Here is a 15,248-nt window from a genome sequence, read left to right as displayed (position 1 = left end):
AGGGTTCCGTGCCGCCGAAGCGGAAACGGGGCACAGCCCGGTCGGCGTCCCGCCGCGCCCCTGACGGTCGTTCAGTCCTTGGTCGCCCAGGTGAGGAGTCCTCCGGCCGGGGCCGCGCGCGCCTGGGGTTGGGGGGCGGTGTGGCAGGGGCAGTCGCAGCGCAGCGTTTCGATCGCCGGGCCCGTGCGCGACTGCCAGGGGAGCCGGGTCTCGCACGGGCCGTGGCACTCCGCGTGCTCGTCGATACGGCACGCCGGTGCCGTGTACGCGGGCGCCTTCGGCGTCACTGGGCCGCTTCCACTTCGTGTCCGTCCGTCGTCGCTCGGGCTGCCGCGTCATCCGTAGGTGTGGCTTCCGCGCCGTGCCCACGGGGCCGGGGCGATGCCACGGCAATCACCATGACACCCTTCCCCTTACGCTGAGTTGCCCGTCCATTACTGGGCTCATGACAGTAAGGACGCGGAGATCACCGCCTGAAGTGACCACGGGTACGGGTAGCCGGCCGCGGTCCGCGTGCGATTGGGGGCCCCGTGCCGAACGTTCCGCGGTTCACCCTGACCGGCGGTCGGGAAAGCGGGCCGCGGGCCCGAGCGGGGATCGTGTCCGGCTATGTCTTCCGGATCATCCGTGAGCAGCTGGGGCTCACCCAGGAGGCCCTGGCGGAGCAGTTCCGGGTGTCGGCCGACACCGTCGCCGGGTGGGAGTCGGGGCGGCGGGCGCTGACCGCCGTACCCGTCGGGCAGCTGTTCGTGTACAGCCACCGGCTGATGCGGCTGGGCACCGTCCCCGCGCTGCTGCTGTCCCTGGAGCGCGCCATGGAGGCGGATGTCCTGCTCGCCGGTGCGCTGGACGGCGGTTCCTGGTACGAGGCCAGCCCGCTGGGCGCGTGTGTCATGCGGCGGGATCTGGTCGAGGTGCTCGCCTGGCCCCTCAGCGGGGTCGCTCCGACGTGTCTCAGCGCGCTGCCCGAGCGCCCGCGTCCCCGGCGCGGGCCGGTGCCGCACGGGCCCGAGCTGGCGGTCGCGGACCGGCGCCGCTTCTTCACGGAGATGCGGCACACGGCCGAGCGGGCCCGGGGGGCGGAGAGCTTTCTGCTGCGGCGCCAGGCCCTGTATCTGGCCGGCTACGACGACCGGGCCGACACTCCGGGCTGGCTGGCCCGCCAGCAGCGCACCGAGCGGCCCGACGACTGGCTGTCGGGCTGGCTCAACTCCCGTTCGGTGGCGGCCGTCGCCGCCCGGCAGGGCGACCGGGACCGGATGCGCCACTTCATCGACAGCGCCCTCGTCGACGACGACGCGGGCGAGGCCGCCAATCTGAACTACTGGGCGTACTGGATCGGCGAGGCACCGCACATCCAGCTCTCCGACGACTTCATCGCGGCCCGCACCCCGGGCCGCTGGCCGGGCGACAGGCTGATGCATCACCTCGTACGGGGGCTGACGCCGCGTCACGGGTTCTTCGACCTCAATGTCCACACCCTGTGGGCGCTGCTGGCCGCCCGGCCGAATCTGCTGCGGTCCGGGGGCCGGGCGGGGAGCGCGCTGAGCGCGTGTCTGCCGGCGCTGCTGGACGACCGGGACCTGTCGGCGCGGGCGCGGAGGGAATTGCAGGGCATCCGGTACGCCATCCGGCTCGCCGAGGTGTAATCGGGCATATGCCGCAATGCCTCGCCCCCGCGCACCACGGCCGCCGGACCGTGTGGAAAAGATCCGGGTCCCAGAGGCTGCGGATGGGGCGAGACCGACGCACTCTTGGGCCTATGAGTGATGCACCGATCGTCGTCCACCGGGCGTCAGGGACAGGCGGGCGGCGGGTCACGGTCCGTGGGCGGATCATGGGGCTCGCCCACTCCGACGACCATCTGATCGAATTCCTGCGGCTGGCGGGGCTGCCGGACGCCTGGGAACTGCTGGACGACCCGACGTGGGTGGAGTGGCAGGGCGGCCCCGCGCACGAGTACAGCGTGGTGTGAGCCGGCGCGGTGAGGTGAGCCGCCGCGATGAGGCGCGTACGCGGGCCCGTCCCGCGCCCGCCCCCGCGCCCCGCGCCCGCCCCCGCGCCCGCCCCGCGCCCCGCGCCCGGTCGGCCCGCCCGCCCGGTGAGCCCCGTCAGCCCTGCTGGTCCGCCCGGTCCCGCTGCTCCGCCGCGATCGTGGCGAGCTGTGTCAGGTTGTCGATCCGCCAGTCCGCCGCCTCGATCACCTCCGGGTCGTCCGCCCACAGATAGCCCCACGGACCGCGCCGCAGATGGGCGGCGCGCAGGCTTGCCTCCCGGGCAGGGAACAGGTCGTACGCGGGGTGGTCGCCCACGTACACCGTCCTGTCGGGCGCCGCCCCGGACGCCTCGACGACGCGCGCGAAGAACTCCGGCGACGGCTTCTCCACCCCCCACTCGTCCGAGGTGGCGATGAGATCGACGGGCAGATCGAGGCCGCGCAGCAGCTCCCCGGTCCTGGCGGTCTGGTTGCCCGCGAGGACGACGCGGACGCCGAGGGCCCGGATGCCGGCCAGGGCGGGCCGTACATCGGGATAGAGGTCGGACTCGTCGAGATGGTCGCCGCGGCCGGCGGCCTCCCTGGCGCGGTACGCCTCGCCGACGTCCATGCCGGGCCTGATGAGGCGGAGGGCGTCGGCGCTGGACCGGTTCTGGACGGTGGCGGCGCCGACGAGCGCCGAGATGGTGTGCCGGGGAACGCCCAGCCAGTCGGCCCAGGACGCCCAGTAGCGGTCGTCGCGGACGAGGGTCTCGCCGACGTCGAACACGATGGTTTCGATCACCGGTGTAAGCGTAGGGGGACACGCTCTGCCGATTGTCAGTGGCTGGCCGTAGCCTTGCTCCTATGTTCGCTTCCTCGTCCACTTCTTCGCCCGCTTCCGGTGACGGCGACTCGTTAGACGCCGCCGGGCCCGCCGCTCCCGAGTCCGCCGCCGCCGGATCCGCCGCCGTCAGGTCCGCCGCTGTCGTCAACGCGGAGATCCGTGCCCTGTGGGCGCGCGCCGGTGGCGCGCTGCCGCCCGCCGAGCAGGAGCGCTACCAGCGGCTTCTGGTGGAGTGGGCCGCCGCGGTCCGCGCGGATGTCGTCGAGGCCGCGTAGGCCCTGTCCGGCCGCCGAGTGGTGATGATCTTGCTCCGGATGGCGTAGAGTTGCAGTCAACGGCGCGGGGTGGAGCAGCTCGGTAGCTCGCTGGGCTCATAACCCAGAGGTCGCAGGTTCAAATCCTGTCCCCGCTACTGGAAGAAAACGAAGGCCCGGATTCCTGGTGAATCCGGGCCTTCGTCGTGTCCGCCCGACCCATGGCCCGGCAGGGCTTGACCTTTACGTAACGTCAAGTTCTACCGTCAAAGTCATGGAGTGGTCGATCCAGGAAATCGCGAAGAAAGCGGGCACGACGAGCCGCACGCTCAGGCACTACGGCGAGCTGGGGCTGCTTGAGCCCAGCCGAACCGGCAGCAATGGCTATCGCTACTACGGGCAGGACGCCCTGGTCCGGCTCCAGCGGATTCTGCTGCTGCGGGAGCTGGGGCTCGGGCTGCCGGACATCGCGCGGGTCCTCGACGGCCAGCAGGACACGGCCGCCGCACTGCGCGGCCATCTGAAGCTGCTGGAGCAGGAGCGCGAGCGCATCGGGCGGCTGATCGTCTCGGTGCGGACCACTCTCCACAAGACGGCGACGGGAGAGGAACTCATGGCCGAGGACGTACTCGACGGCTTCGATCACACGCGGTACGAGGAAGAGGTGACCCAGCGCTGGGGCCGGGACGCCTACGAGAAGGGCGACCGCTGGTGGCGGTCGCTGAGCGAGGAGGAGCGGCAGGGCTTCAAGGACCGGCACGAGAGCATCGCCCGGGACTGGGGGCGCCTCGCCGCCGCGGGGCTCGCCCCGGACAGCGACGAGGCGCAGGCCGTCGCCCGGCGTCACTGCGACTGGCTGTCCGTCACGGTCGAGCCCACCAGGTCCTACGTCATCGGCGTGACGGCGATGTATGTCGATGACGCGCGGTTCACCGCCACGTATGACCAGTACGGTGAAGGTACGGCTGTGCTCGTGCGGGACGCCATGAAGGTGTACGCCGAGCGCCACCTGACCGACTGACCGGGTCCGTCGGCCCCCGGCTCCCCGGAGTTCCGGCCGGCCGACGGGTCCTCTCGGGCGTAGCCCACTCGGCCGTCGGCGAGTCGCCGCCCGGGAGGGCAGCGGCCAGCCTGGTGGAGCGCGGCACCGTCCGCAGCAGTCGGCGGACCGGGCAGGAGACCACTGGTGTGGAAACTGAGGACGCTCGGAAAGAGCATCGGCGGCAGGGGCCGGCGGACGGCTGAGGACGCCGGTATCTGGCCGGGTGACGGAACGGGTTTCTGGGCGGCCGGCGACAACGTCCGCGGCGGCGGCCGGTACCCGGGCGGACGTGGCCGTACCGGCCGCAGGCTGGTGCGGGTACTGCCCGTGCTGGTGATCATCGCCGGGGTGATCTTCGACATCCTGACCCCGACGCGCATCACCGCGTCCCCGCTCTTCGCCGCCGCCCCGCTGGTCGCCGCCCCGTTCTACCCGATGCTCGGCACGCTCGTCATCGCCGTCGCCTCGCTGGCCGCCGAGGTGGGGCTGCATATCAGCACGGGCACGGAGTACGAGGTGGAGTCGATCAGCGAGGTGCTGACGGTGCTGGTCGTCTCCCTGCTCGCGCTGTACATCAACGGAGTCGTACGGCGCAGCGGCGAGCGGCTCGCCTCCGCCCGCGTCATCGCCGAGACCGCCCAGCGCGCGGTGCTGCCCAGACCCGCCGAGCGGATCGGCGGGCTGCGGATCGCCGCGCGGTACGAGGCGGCGCAGGAGGGCGCGTTCATCGGCGGGGACCTCTTCGCCGTACAGGACACGCCGTACGGGGTGCGACTGGTGGTCGGGGACGTACGGGGGAAGGGTCTTGACGCGGTCGAAGCGGTGGCGGTGGTCATCGGGTCCTTCCGGGAGGCCGCCGAGCAGGAGAGTTCGCTGGAGGGGGTCGCGCAGCGGCTGGAGCGCGCGCTCAGACGCGAGGGGACGCGGCGGGACGGGCTCGATGTCTTCGAGGGGTTCACCACGGCCGTGCTGGCGGAGATCCCGCACGACGACGGTGTGGTGCGGCTGGTCAACCGCGGCCACCCCGAGCCGCTGCTGATGTGCGGTGACGGCGAGGTGCGGATGCTCGTCCCCGGCGATCACGCGCTGCCGCTGGGGATGAGCGAACTGGGTGCCTGGCCGGACCGCGCGGAGCAGGCCCTGTATCCGGACGGCGCGACGCTGCTCTTCTACACGGACGGGCTCACCGAGGCGCGTGATGCCCATGGGGTCTTCTACGTCCCGCGCGAGCGGCTCAGCGGACGGGTCTTCCAGGGGCCCGACGAGATGCTCCAGGCGCTCATCGACGACGTACGGCGGCATACGGGCGGCGGGAGCCAGGACGACATGGCGCTGCTGGCGGTCAGCCGGCCCCTGGAGGGCGAGCCGGAGCGGCGCAGGACCATGCCCGTCGTGCCATGAGACGGCCCTCGTCGGCGTGACCGTCGTCACCTGAACCGCCCGGCACGGAGCCCTCGCCACCGTGTGTAATCGAGAGGTATCCCTCCGCATAACATTTGACACACCGTCAGAAAGGCGAGCTGCCCTGACGGGCCCTCAACTCGCCCGGTTGTGTTCCCTTGCGTCCCGGTACGTCCGATGCGAAGTCGTTAACGATCATCCGGAACAGCTTGGAATAAGGCCCGGGTCTCTATTAACGTTCGATAACGCAGCGCGGTCGTCCCAGCCGTCGTAAGAGATGGCACCGTGCGCACGCGCCGAATCCCGCGAGGGAACCGGGGAACCACCAATTGGGGTGAATCGGGTGTCTTTTGCTGCCCTGTGCGGCAGGAGCGCCCGTAGGAGACCTTCCTGCTCCGAACCCGTCAGCTAACCCGGTAGGCGAGAAGGAAGGAAAGGAGCACGCCTCAGTGGCGTCCAACAAGCCTGCCCCCGAAGCCCTCTTCGAAACGCGCACCCTCGGCAACGAGCCGGACAGGGCATGGGGGGAATGGAATCCCACCGAGGAGTCCATACGGCCCGTACGCGGCCGGCACCGCGTCGCCAAGCAGCGCGGACTGGCCCGTAGCTCCACCGTCCTCGGCGTGGGCGTCATCGCCGCCGTCGGCGCGGGCGGCATCGCCACCGCGCAGGACAAGCCCGCGGTCTCCATATCCCTGCCCGACGCGATCACGGACAATCTCCCGGACGCCAAGTCGCTGCCGGGAATGGGCTCCCTCGCCTCGGACGACAGCGAGACCGAAACGCTCGCCGCCCCGCTCACCACTGCCGGGCTCACGACCGCCGACGCCGAACAGGGCGCCACCGACGCGGGAGAGGCGCTGCGCGCCCGTATCCTCCAGCAGGCCGAGGCGCAGCAGACCGGGGCCGACGCGGCGCAGAAGGCCGCCGCGGAGGCGGCGGCGGCCGAGAAGGCCGCGGCCGAGGCCAGGAAGCAGCAGACCGAAGCCGAGAAGAAGATCGAAGAGGCGAAGAAGAAGGCCGAGGCGGAGGCCAGGGCCAAGGCGGAGAAGGAGCGGCTGGCCAAGCTGGCCGCCAGCTACGCGATGCCCACCTCCTCGTACACGATCACCTCGACGTACGGTCAGTCCGGCTCCCTGTGGTCCTCCGGCTCCCACACCGGTCTGGACTTCGCCGCGCCGACGGGCACGCCGCTCAAGGCCGTGCACAGCGGCACGGTCAAGTCGGCCGGCTGGTCGGGCTCGTACGGCTACCGCACGGTCCTTGAGCTCGAAGACGGCACGGAGATCTGGTACGCCCACCAGTCCTCGCTCAGCGTGAGCGCCGGAGAGAAGGTGACCACCGGCCAGGTCATCGGCCGGGTCGGTGCGACCGGCAATGTCACCGGCGCCCATCTGCACCTCGAAGTCCACACGCCGGGCGGTTCGGGCGTCGACCCGATGAGCTGGCTGCGCGGCAAGGGTCTCAACCCGTAGCCCTCGCCCGTTCGGCCCATCGAGGGCGCGGAGCCGGAATAGGCCGTCCCCTCCCCGGGGTTGCAGCCGCCTATGACCGCTCTGCGCCCACTGGGCTCCTCCGACCTGAACGTCTTCCCGCTCGCCCTCGGCGGCAATGTCTTCGGCTGGACCGCCGACGAGACGGCCTCCTTCGCCGTCCTCGACGCGTACGCCGCCGTGGGCGGGAACTTCATCGACACCGCCGACCTGTACTCCGCGTGGGTGCCGGGCCACCAGGGCGGTGAATCCGAGACCGTCATCGGCAACTGGTTCGCCTCGCGTGGCAATCGCTCCGACGTGCTGGTCGCGACCAAGGTCGGCGGGCACCCGCAGTTCAAGGGGCTCCGGGCGGCCACCATCAAGGCCGGTGCCGAGGAGTCGCTGCGCCGGCTCCGTACGGACCACATCGACCTCTACTACACGCACTTCGACGACCCCGAGGTCCCCGTCGAGGAGATCATCACCGCCCTCGACCAGCTGGTGAAGGCGGGCAAGGTCCGCGCGATCGGCGCCTCCAACATCAGTGCGGAGCGGCTGGCCGACTCGCTCGCCTTCTCGGAGCGCGAGGGGCTGGCCCGCTACGCGGCGCTCCAGCCGCACTACAACCTGGTCTCCCGGGACACCTACGAGGGCGCGCTCCAGGACACCGTGGCCGCTCATGGGCTCTCGGCCGTGCCGTACTCCGCGCTCGCCTCGGGCTTCCTGACCGGCAAGTACCGTCCTGGCACCACGGTCGACAGCGCGCGGGCCGGCCGCGCGACCACGTATCTGGAGTCCGAGCGGGGCATCAAGGTCCTGACCGCGCTGGACCGGATCGCCGGGGCGCGGGGCGCCGAGATCGCGTCCGTCGCGCTGGCGTGGCTGGCCGCGCAGCCGACCGTGGTCGCGCCGCTCGCGTCCGCGCGTACGACCGAGCAGCTGCCCGCGCTGCTGGCGGGCGCCGAGCTGAGGCTGTCGGCGGAGGAGCTGGCGGAACTCACGACGGCCTCGGCCTGAGGCCGTCGCCGGACGCGTTGATCATTGGCGGTACGGGTTGTAGCCGTCGTAGTCGATATACGGCGGCGGCACCCGTACCCGGCCCGTGGCCCGCGCCGCGTACGTCAGCGCGGGCCCGGCTATCTCCCGGCGCTGCCACAGATGGTGCAGCAGCTCCTGCTCGCGCTCGATGAAGTCCGGGCCCACCGCGCCGCGCTGGGCCCGGTGGCGCAGAAATGCCAGGGACGTGGCGAACGCCTCGTACTCCGCGACCGAGCGGGCCGCCTGCGGACCGTACGTACGGCCCGCGAAGTTACGCGCCATGGTGCGCGCCCGCATGGAGGAGAGCGCGGGGGGCGCGGACGGGGACAGCCAGCCGGCGGCGGCGTACGCGGGCAGTTCGGACCCGACCGTGCGCAGCTCGCGCTGGCGGCTCCAGATCACCAGCCAGGTCAGCAGGGCGAAGACCGGAACCATGAACACCCCGTACACCAGATAGAAGCCGTACGGCCCGAAGAGCGCCCCCGATCCGTTCCACAGCGCGTGCATGCCCATCGCCAGGGCCAGACCGAGCAGGGGGAGGGCGAACCGGCGGATTCGCTGCCGGCGGGCCGCCATCGCCGCCAGTCCGAAGCCGATGCCGGTGAGCACGGTGAAGAGCGGATGGGCGAACGGCGACATGACGATCCGTACGAAGAAGGTCGCGGCCGTGACGGAGGCCAGGCCGGAGTTGCCCAGGTGCTGGTCCTCGCCGAAGGCGCTGCCGAGATAGAGGATGTTCTCGGTGAAGGCGAAGCCGGTGGCGGTGAACCCCGCGATCACGACACCGTCGACGAGCCCGGTGAAGGCCCTTCCGCGGAACAGGAAGATCAGCAGGATGGCCGCGGCCTTGGCACTCTCCTCCACGACGGGGGCTATCACCGTGGCACCGAGGGATTCCGCGCCCGCCGGGTCGGCGGTGGCGATGGCTATCCACTCGGTCGCGAACGAGTTCGCGATGATCGCGACGAGGGCGGCGGCGAAGGCGCCCCAGGCCAGGGCGAAGAGCTGATTCCGCCAGGGGCCCGGCTCCACCCGGTCCAGCCAGCGGAAGGCCGTGGTGAGCAGCGGTACGGGCAGGACGGCCAGCCCGAGGCCCACCAGGAAGCCCTGCGTGCCGGTCTCGTCCCGGACGAGCGCGAGGATCACCAGCGCGCAGAGGGCGAGCACCGTGATCACGGCCGCCACCCGCACCGCACGGCGGCGCCAGAAAGCGAGGCGCGGCCGGTAGCGCCTGCGGGCGGGCTCCGGCACGGCGGCCCACAACTCACCGAGCTGCTGCTGATGCTCGTAGACGGGGATCGCCGGACGCGGAGCGAGTGGCTGCGGGGACGGTTCTGACACCCGATGACCCTAACGAGGGGCACTGACAGCCGGCCACGGTGCCCGAGTCCCTACCGCGGGTTACGGGGGCCGGGCTTACGGGCGCCGGGCTACGCGGGTCCGGCGGCGGAAGGACGTTCCGGTGCGTGGTGTCCCGGTGCGTGGTGTTCCGGTACTCGGTGTTCCGGTACGTGGTGTTCCGGTACGTGGTGTTCTGGCGCGCTGAACTCCGGCGCGCGGCGGAACAGCAGGTCGCGCACGACATGGCCCTTGTCGAGCCCCTGGCCCTCGAACCGGGTCAGCGGACGGAAGGCCGGCCGTGCCGCGTAACCGCCGTCCCACTGGGTGTTCTCGAAGCCCGGGTGCGCGGTCAGCTCCGCCAGCATCTGCTCCGCGTACGGCTCCCAGTCGGTCGCGCAGTGCAGTACGGCCCCCGGCTTCAGCCGTCCCGCGGCCAGCGTGAGGAACTCCGGCTGGATCAGCCGCCGCTTGTGATGCCGCTTCTTGGGCCAGGGGTCGGGGAAGTAGATCCGCAGCCCGGCGAGGGACTCGGCCGGCAGCATCTCCCTGAGCAGGATGATCGCGTCGCCGTTGGCCACCCGGATATTGGTCAGCCCCTTCTCCTCCGCGAGCCGGAGCAGATTTCCCTGGCCGGGGGTGTGCACATCGACGGCGAGGATGCCGGTGCCCGGGTCGTCCGCGGCCATGCGCGCCGTGGCCTCGCCCATCCCGAACCCGATCTCCAGGACGACCGGCAGCCCGTCGAACATCGCGTCCGGGTCGAGCATCCGCTGCCCGTCGATCTCCATGCCCCAGTCGGCCCACATCCGCCGCAGCGCGTCGGCCTGGCCGGTGGTGACCCGGCTCCGGCGTGGCTGGAAGCTGCGGATGCGCCGCTCGAAGTGGGACCCGGCGGGGTCGGCCGAGGGGCCCGTGCCCTCGGGAAACATCCGGCTCATGGTGCGGCTCTCGGCCATCTCGTTCGTCTCGCTCACAGTGCCTCCGATTCTACGGAAGCCGGGGAATCCCTCCGGGCCCTCGCCGGGGCCCGGAGGTTCAGTCCTCCGCCAGCACCGCCAGCGCCCGCCGCGCGACCTCCCGGCCGATGGGCAGCGAGGCGGTCGCCGCCGGGGAGGGGGCGTTCAGGACATGGACCGTGCGCGGGGTCTCCTGGATCAGGAAGTCGTCCGCGAGCGTGCCGTCCCGCAGCACCGCCTGGGCCCGTACCCCGGCCGCCGCCGGGCGCAGGTCGGCGTCCGTGACCGCCGGGAGCAGCCGCCGTACGGCCGTCGCGAAGGCGCGCTTCGAGAGCGAACGGTGCAGCTCACCGGCGCCGTACCGCCAGTGTCTGCGGGCCGTGCGCCAGGAGCCGGGCCAGCTGAGGGTGGACGCCAGCTCGGCGGGGCGTACGTCCGACCAGGTGTAGCCCTCGCGGGCCAGCGCCGGGACCGCGTTCGGCCCGACGTGGACCCCGCCGTCGATGGAGCGGGTCAGATGCACGCCCAGGAACGGGAACGCCGGGTCCGGCACCGGATAGACCAGCCCCCGTACGAGCTCCGGCCTGGCCAGCTCGTAGTACTCGCCCCGGAACGGCACGATCCGCATCCCCGGGTCGTCGCCCGCCAGCCGCGCCACCTGATCGCACTGGAGCCCCGCGCAGTTCACCAGGGCCCGCGCCCTGACCACCGCGCCGGCGGCCGTACGGACCGCGACGCCCCAGGGGCGCCGGTCGATGACCGTGACCTCGGATCCGTACCGTACGGACGCGCCCGTCGCCCCGGCCGACTCCGCGAGCTGCTCGGCGACCGCCACGAAGTCGCAGACCCCGGTCGTCCCGACCTGGATCGCCGCGAGGCCGCGCACCTGGGGCTCGTACTCCGTGATCTGCGCCGGGCCCAGCTCGCGCACCGGAATGCCGTTCTCCCTGCCGCGCTGGACCAGGGCGTGCAGCCGGGGCAGCTCGTCGCGCCGCGTCGCGACGATCAGCTTGCCCGTGACCTCGTGGGCGATGCCGTACTCCGCGCAGAACTTGACCAGCTCGGCGGAGCCGCGCACCGCGTACCGCGCCTTGAGCGAGCCCGGACGGTAGTAGACGCCGCTGTGGATCACCCCGCTGTTGTGGCCCGTCTGATGGCGGGCGGGGCCCGGCTCCTTCTCCAGCACCACGACCCTGGTGCCCGGAGCGGCGCGCGTGATCGCGTACGCCGTCGAGAGACCGACGATCCCGCCGCCGATCACCAGCACCTCGCAGTCGAATCCCACGCGTCCGCGTCCGCTCATGCGCGCCACCTCCCACCCCGATAGTGCACTGGCCCGCCGGAGACGCGCTTAAACCACCGCGTTCGAACCGTTGACCGGCGGACATGTGCGCCATGCCTCACGGACAGGTGCCGGCCGGGTGCCAGGAGGGTGCCACGGGGCCGGGTGCCGGGGGCCGTGGTCCGCGGCCCCGCGGTGTCGCCGGGATCAGGCGGGCGCCACCAGCAGGGGGCGCGCGCGCTCCCGCAGCTCCGCCACCCGCGGCTCGTCGCCGTACGGCTCCAGGCGGTGCAGCAGATCCCGTACGTACTCCGTCGTACGCGCGGAGGAGATCCGGCCCGCCACCTCCACGGCCCGGGTGCCCGCCGCGCAGGCCGCGTCCAGATTGCCCGACTCCAGCTCCGCGACGGCGCTCACCACCAGGCGCAGTCCGTGCGAGCGTACGAACTCCTCCGTCGGCCGGGACAGCGCCTGCTCCGTGAACTGCCGTACCTGGCGCGGTGCCTTCAGATCGCGGTAGCACTCGGCGGCGTCGGCCGCGAACCGGTCGTACGAGTAGAAACCCAGCCAGGAGGGATCGGCGTCGCCCTCCCGGGAGCGCTCCAGCCAGCCCTCGGCGGCCTTCAGCGCGGCTCCTGCCGCGACCGCGTCGCCCGCCTTCGCGTGCGCGCGCGCCTCCACCAGCCGGAAGAAGCTCATCGTGCGGGCGGTGGCGAGACCGCGATTGCGTTCCAGCGCCGCCTGGGCGAGATCCACGCCCTCGTCCGCGAAACCGCGGTAGGTCGCCTGGAGCGACATGGAGGCCAGTACATAACCGCCGAGCGGTACGTCGGCGGCGGCGCGGGCCAGCCGCAGCGCCTGGATGTAGTAGCGCTGCGCGGCCTCCTGCTGGCCGGTGTCGAAGGCCATCCAGCCGGCCAGCCTGGTCAGTTCGGCGGTGGCGCCGAAGAGGCCCCGGCCCACCTCGTCGCTGTACGCGCCGAGCAGCAGCGGCGCCGCGTCGGCCCGCAGACACTCGGGCACCATCGAGGAACGCCAGTCCCCGCCACCGTATTTGGAGTCCCAGCGCCGGGCGTCCGAGGCCGCCTCCCGCAGCTTGGCCACATCGCTGTGGCCCACCCGCAGTGGCGTGACCTCGCCCGGTCCTGGGGCATCGACGGCCCCCCCGCTCCCGCCATGCGCTCCCTGCGCCGCCTCCGCGACCGCCGCGTCCCGGGCGACCGAGGAGTCGGCGGGTGTTATCAGCCACCGCGAAGCGGGTGTGGCGTAAGCGCTCACTGCGAAGGATCCGGCCAGCGACTGCCAGATGCCGCCGCTGCCCGCGCGGCGGCCCGCGAGGTCCAGCCGGTACAGCTCCGTGGCGGCGCGCACCGCCTCGCCCACATCGCGCGGGAAGGCGAGCCCGACCTCGGGGGCCGGATCCGCGTCCGCGAGACCGATCTCATGGAGCGGGACGGGACGTCCCAGCTTCGCTCCGATGGCGGCGGCGATGAGATGGGGCGCCGCACCCTGCGGAACCATCCCCTTGGACACCCATCGCGCCACGGAGGTCTTGTCGTAGCGGAGTGTCAGACCGCGTTGGGCCCCGAGGTCGTTGACCCGCCGGGCCAGGCCGGCGTTGCTGATTCCCGCGAGGGCGAGAACGGTTCCGAGCTTTTCGTTCGGCCCGCGTTGCTCCCTGGACATGCGTCACCCCTCGGCACACAGACGCCCGCCGCTTCGCGGCATAGGCGCGCGGCATTCGTAAACCCAGCGTAGTTCGCCACATCCCGACCGTTAAGGGGCGGAGTTCCGGATGGCGGGATTGTTGTCCGTGCGGTGATCGCGCCGCAGGTCCCCGAGCGGCACGCCGTGCTCCGGCTGTGTAGCGTGCGCCCGGCCGTGCGCTCTTGGCCCCGGTGGAGCGAGAGCGCTTCCATGAGTCCTGCGTGGGTCGGCCCACTGCGTACTGGAACCAGTGGGCTGGGGGATCCCGCCGCCCCAATCCCCGCGGGCGGTGGATCAGTCCGGGAGGCGGGATGCGCCTCCCGGACTGAACGTATACCGGTGCTGAACTCACGTGCCGGGCCCGGAGATTGGCTGAATGCTGTCTGTCCGCGGAAGGCCACATCTCCGCCAAATGGCCAATGCCAGGGGCGCATTCGCATTCCCACCCGCGCTTCCGTAGGCCCTCCTGTGCGCTGTTGTCATGGCAGCATGTTCCCGAACGGCTTCAGCTCAAGCGTTTCCAGCTTGGTCTGGACTTGTCCACAGGCTGTGGAGGCGGCGATGCGCTGGTTGGTGGGATGGAGCAGTATCGCCGCGCGTTTCGGTACGGCAGGGGCCGTCGGCCCGGTCGGTGACGGCTCCGAGACCGGCAACGTGCATCCCGTCGGCTCCCAACTCCTGTGGGGCGACCCGGATCCGCTGTGGGCGGTGGGCGACTGGCGTCCTGACGAGGTCAGGGTCGTCACCGTCGATCCCTTCACCCGGCTTGCCGTACTCGGCTGCTGCGGGGCCACCGACGAGGAGCTGCGGGTCGGGCTGTTCGCCGCGCGCGGCGGGGCCCTGCGCCATCTCACCGCCTGGCCGGGCAGTTACACGGCCGTCGCCCAGATCGGCCGCCGCATCACCATCGCCGGCGATCTGGCCGGGGCGCGGCCCGTCTTCTACACGCCGTGGGCGAACGGTACGGCGTACGCCACCGCCGCCCTGCCGCTCGCCGACCTCATCGAGGCTCAGCTCGACATCGGACATCTGGCCGCGCTCCTCGCCTGCCCCGAGACCCCGGAAGCGCTGCGCGACAGCACCCCGTACGACGGCGTCAAGCGCATCCCGCCGGGGCACGCGCTCGTCCTGCGCGAGGGCTCGCGCGAGATCACCGGATACGAGCCGGTGGCCTCCCTCGCCGTCGCCGGGCCCCAGCGCGATCCGGACCGCGCCGTCGAGGGCGTACGGGACGCGCTCGTCGAAGCCGTACGCGCCAGGCTGCTGGCGCCGCGCCACGCCCCCGAGACCCTGCCGCCCGACCCCGGACCGGTCCCCGGCATGGGGCCGGCCGACCGGCGCGCGGCCCGGGGCGGGCCCGTCCCCGGCATCGGCGCCGATCTGTCCGGCGGCAGCGCCTCCGGCACCCTCGCGCTGCTCGCCGCCGGGCTGCCCGGGGCGCCGGGCACGATCCTGGGGCACGGCACCGGCGCGGGGGAGCGGCTGCTCGCCGTCACCTTCAACGATCTGTCCACCGGCGGGCGCGACGAGGCCGAACTGGAACGGGCCCGCGCCATCGCCGCCAACCCGCGGCTGCACCATGTCGTCGTCGCGGCCGGTGAAGAGGCCCTGCCCTACGCCGAGTTGGAGGGCCCGCTCACCGACGAGCCGGGGCCGTCCCTCGTCACCGCCGAGCGGCACCGCCGCAGACTCGCCGCGGGCAGCGCCGACCACTTCACCGGCGCCGGCGCCCGCGAAGTGCTCGACGCGCATCCGGCGCGGCTGGCCGATCTGCTGCTCGACCGGCGCAGACGCCATCTGCTGCACCCGGTCAGCGCGCTCGCCTGGGCCGACGCCCCCACGCCCGCCTCGCTGTTCGTCCCGCTGACCGTCTACCGCGCGGCCCGCCGGCTGGCGCGTACGCCGTACCGCACCGGTCTCGAAGAGGCCG

At 72.3% G+C, this 15,248-nt stretch carries 12 protein-coding genes, 1 tRNA gene, 2 pseudogenes and 1 riboswitch; of the genes and pseudogenes, 9 read left to right on the top strand and 6 right to left on the bottom strand.

Going from position 1 to position 15,248, the window contains the following annotated elements; genetic code table 11:
- Positions 1–71: 71 nt before the first annotated feature.
- Positions 72–287, bottom strand: a complete 216-nt coding sequence (locus tag ACFRKB_RS16060; protein ID WP_383106413.1) for a hypothetical protein — start codon at positions 285–287, stop codon at positions 72–74.
- 243 nt (positions 288–530) lie between these two features.
- On the opposite strand from ACFRKB_RS16060, the gene ACFRKB_RS16055 reads away from it, so the two are divergent.
- Both ACFRKB_RS16055 and ACFRKB_RS16050 read left to right on the top strand, forming a co-directional pair.
- A complete protein-coding gene (locus tag ACFRKB_RS16055) occupies positions 531–1,649 on the top strand; it encodes a helix-turn-helix domain-containing protein (RefSeq protein WP_383106411.1) in 1,119 nt (372 codons plus the stop codon).
- Between the two features lie 113 nt (positions 1,650–1,762).
- Positions 1,763–1,975 carry a hypothetical protein gene (locus ACFRKB_RS16050; protein WP_030350051.1) on the top strand — a complete coding sequence of 71 codons (213 nt, stop codon included), beginning with the start codon at positions 1,763–1,765 and terminating at the stop codon, positions 1,973–1,975.
- A gap of 136 nt (positions 1,976–2,111) precedes the next feature.
- Here the strand turns inward: ACFRKB_RS16050 and ACFRKB_RS16045 are convergent, their stop codons facing one another.
- On the bottom strand, positions 2,112–2,777 hold the full coding sequence (locus tag ACFRKB_RS16045) for an HAD family hydrolase (protein WP_383106693.1): 666 nt from the start codon (positions 2,775–2,777) through the stop codon (positions 2,112–2,114).
- Positions 2,778–2,842: 65 nt separating this feature from the next.
- On the opposite strand from ACFRKB_RS16045, the gene ACFRKB_RS16040 reads away from it, so the two are divergent.
- From ACFRKB_RS16040 to ACFRKB_RS16015, 6 genes are all read left to right on the top strand, one after another.
- The gene (locus ACFRKB_RS16040) at positions 2,843–3,097 is read left to right on the top strand and encodes a hypothetical protein (protein WP_383106410.1); all 255 of its coding nucleotides are present in this window, start codon (positions 2,843–2,845) and stop codon (positions 3,095–3,097) included.
- Between the two features lie 63 nt (positions 3,098–3,160).
- Positions 3,161–3,234, top strand: a tRNA-Met gene (locus ACFRKB_RS16035).
- A 116-nt stretch (positions 3,235–3,350) separates the two neighbouring features.
- Positions 3,351–4,097 (top strand): MerR family transcriptional regulator, encoded by a 747-nt coding sequence (locus tag ACFRKB_RS16030; RefSeq protein WP_383106409.1) that lies wholly within the window; start codon positions 3,351–3,353, stop codon positions 4,095–4,097.
- Between the two features lie 234 nt (positions 4,098–4,331).
- Positions 4,332–5,519 (top strand): PP2C family protein-serine/threonine phosphatase, encoded by a 1,188-nt coding sequence (locus ACFRKB_RS16025; RefSeq protein WP_383106692.1) that lies wholly within the window; start codon positions 4,332–4,334, stop codon positions 5,517–5,519.
- 284 nt (positions 5,520–5,803) lie between these two features.
- Positions 5,804–5,957: riboswitch (cyclic di-AMP (ydaO/yuaA leader) on the top strand.
- An 11-nt stretch (positions 5,958–5,968) separates the two neighbouring features.
- Positions 5,969–6,994 carry a M23 family metallopeptidase gene (locus tag ACFRKB_RS16020; RefSeq protein ID WP_383106408.1) on the top strand — a complete coding sequence of 342 codons (1,026 nt, stop codon included), beginning with the start codon at positions 5,969–5,971 and terminating at the stop codon, positions 6,992–6,994.
- 72 nt (positions 6,995–7,066) lie between these two features.
- Entirely contained in the window at positions 7,067–8,011 is a 945-nt protein-coding gene (locus ACFRKB_RS16015; RefSeq protein ID WP_383106407.1) for an aldo/keto reductase, read from the top strand.
- 21 nt (positions 8,012–8,032) lie between these two features.
- On the opposite strand, the gene ACFRKB_RS16010 is transcribed toward ACFRKB_RS16015, so the two are convergent.
- From ACFRKB_RS16010 to ACFRKB_RS15995, 4 genes and pseudogenes are all read right to left on the bottom strand, one after another.
- Entirely contained in the window at positions 8,033–9,373 is a 1,341-nt protein-coding gene (locus ACFRKB_RS16010; protein ID WP_383106405.1) for a PrsW family intramembrane metalloprotease, read from the bottom strand.
- Between the two features lie 206 nt (positions 9,374–9,579).
- Positions 9,580–10,329 (bottom strand): annotated as a pseudogene (gene trmB / locus ACFRKB_RS16005) (tRNA (guanosine(46)-N7)-methyltransferase TrmB); the annotation flags it as partial.
- A 79-nt stretch (positions 10,330–10,408) separates the two neighbouring features.
- Positions 10,409–11,632, bottom strand: a complete 1,224-nt coding sequence (gene lhgO, locus ACFRKB_RS16000) for an L-2-hydroxyglutarate oxidase (RefSeq protein ID WP_383106404.1) — start codon at positions 11,630–11,632, stop codon at positions 10,409–10,411.
- A gap of 186 nt (positions 11,633–11,818) precedes the next feature.
- Positions 11,819–13,297 (bottom strand): MFS transporter, encoded by a 1,479-nt coding sequence (locus tag ACFRKB_RS15995; protein WP_383106403.1) that lies wholly within the window; start codon positions 13,295–13,297, stop codon positions 11,819–11,821.
- A gap of 582 nt (positions 13,298–13,879) precedes the next feature.
- Between ACFRKB_RS15995 and ACFRKB_RS15990 the strand changes: the two are divergent.
- Positions 13,880–15,248: pseudogene (locus ACFRKB_RS15990) on the top strand (asparagine synthase-related protein); the annotation flags it as partial.

The sequence above is a fragment of the Streptomyces scopuliridis genome (genome assembly GCF_042790125.1).
In the GTDB taxonomy this organism is placed as follows: Bacteria; Actinomycetota; Actinomycetes; order Streptomycetales; family Streptomycetaceae; genus Streptomyces; species Streptomyces scopuliridis_A.
This window is presented reverse-complemented; position numbering and strand designations above follow the sequence as displayed.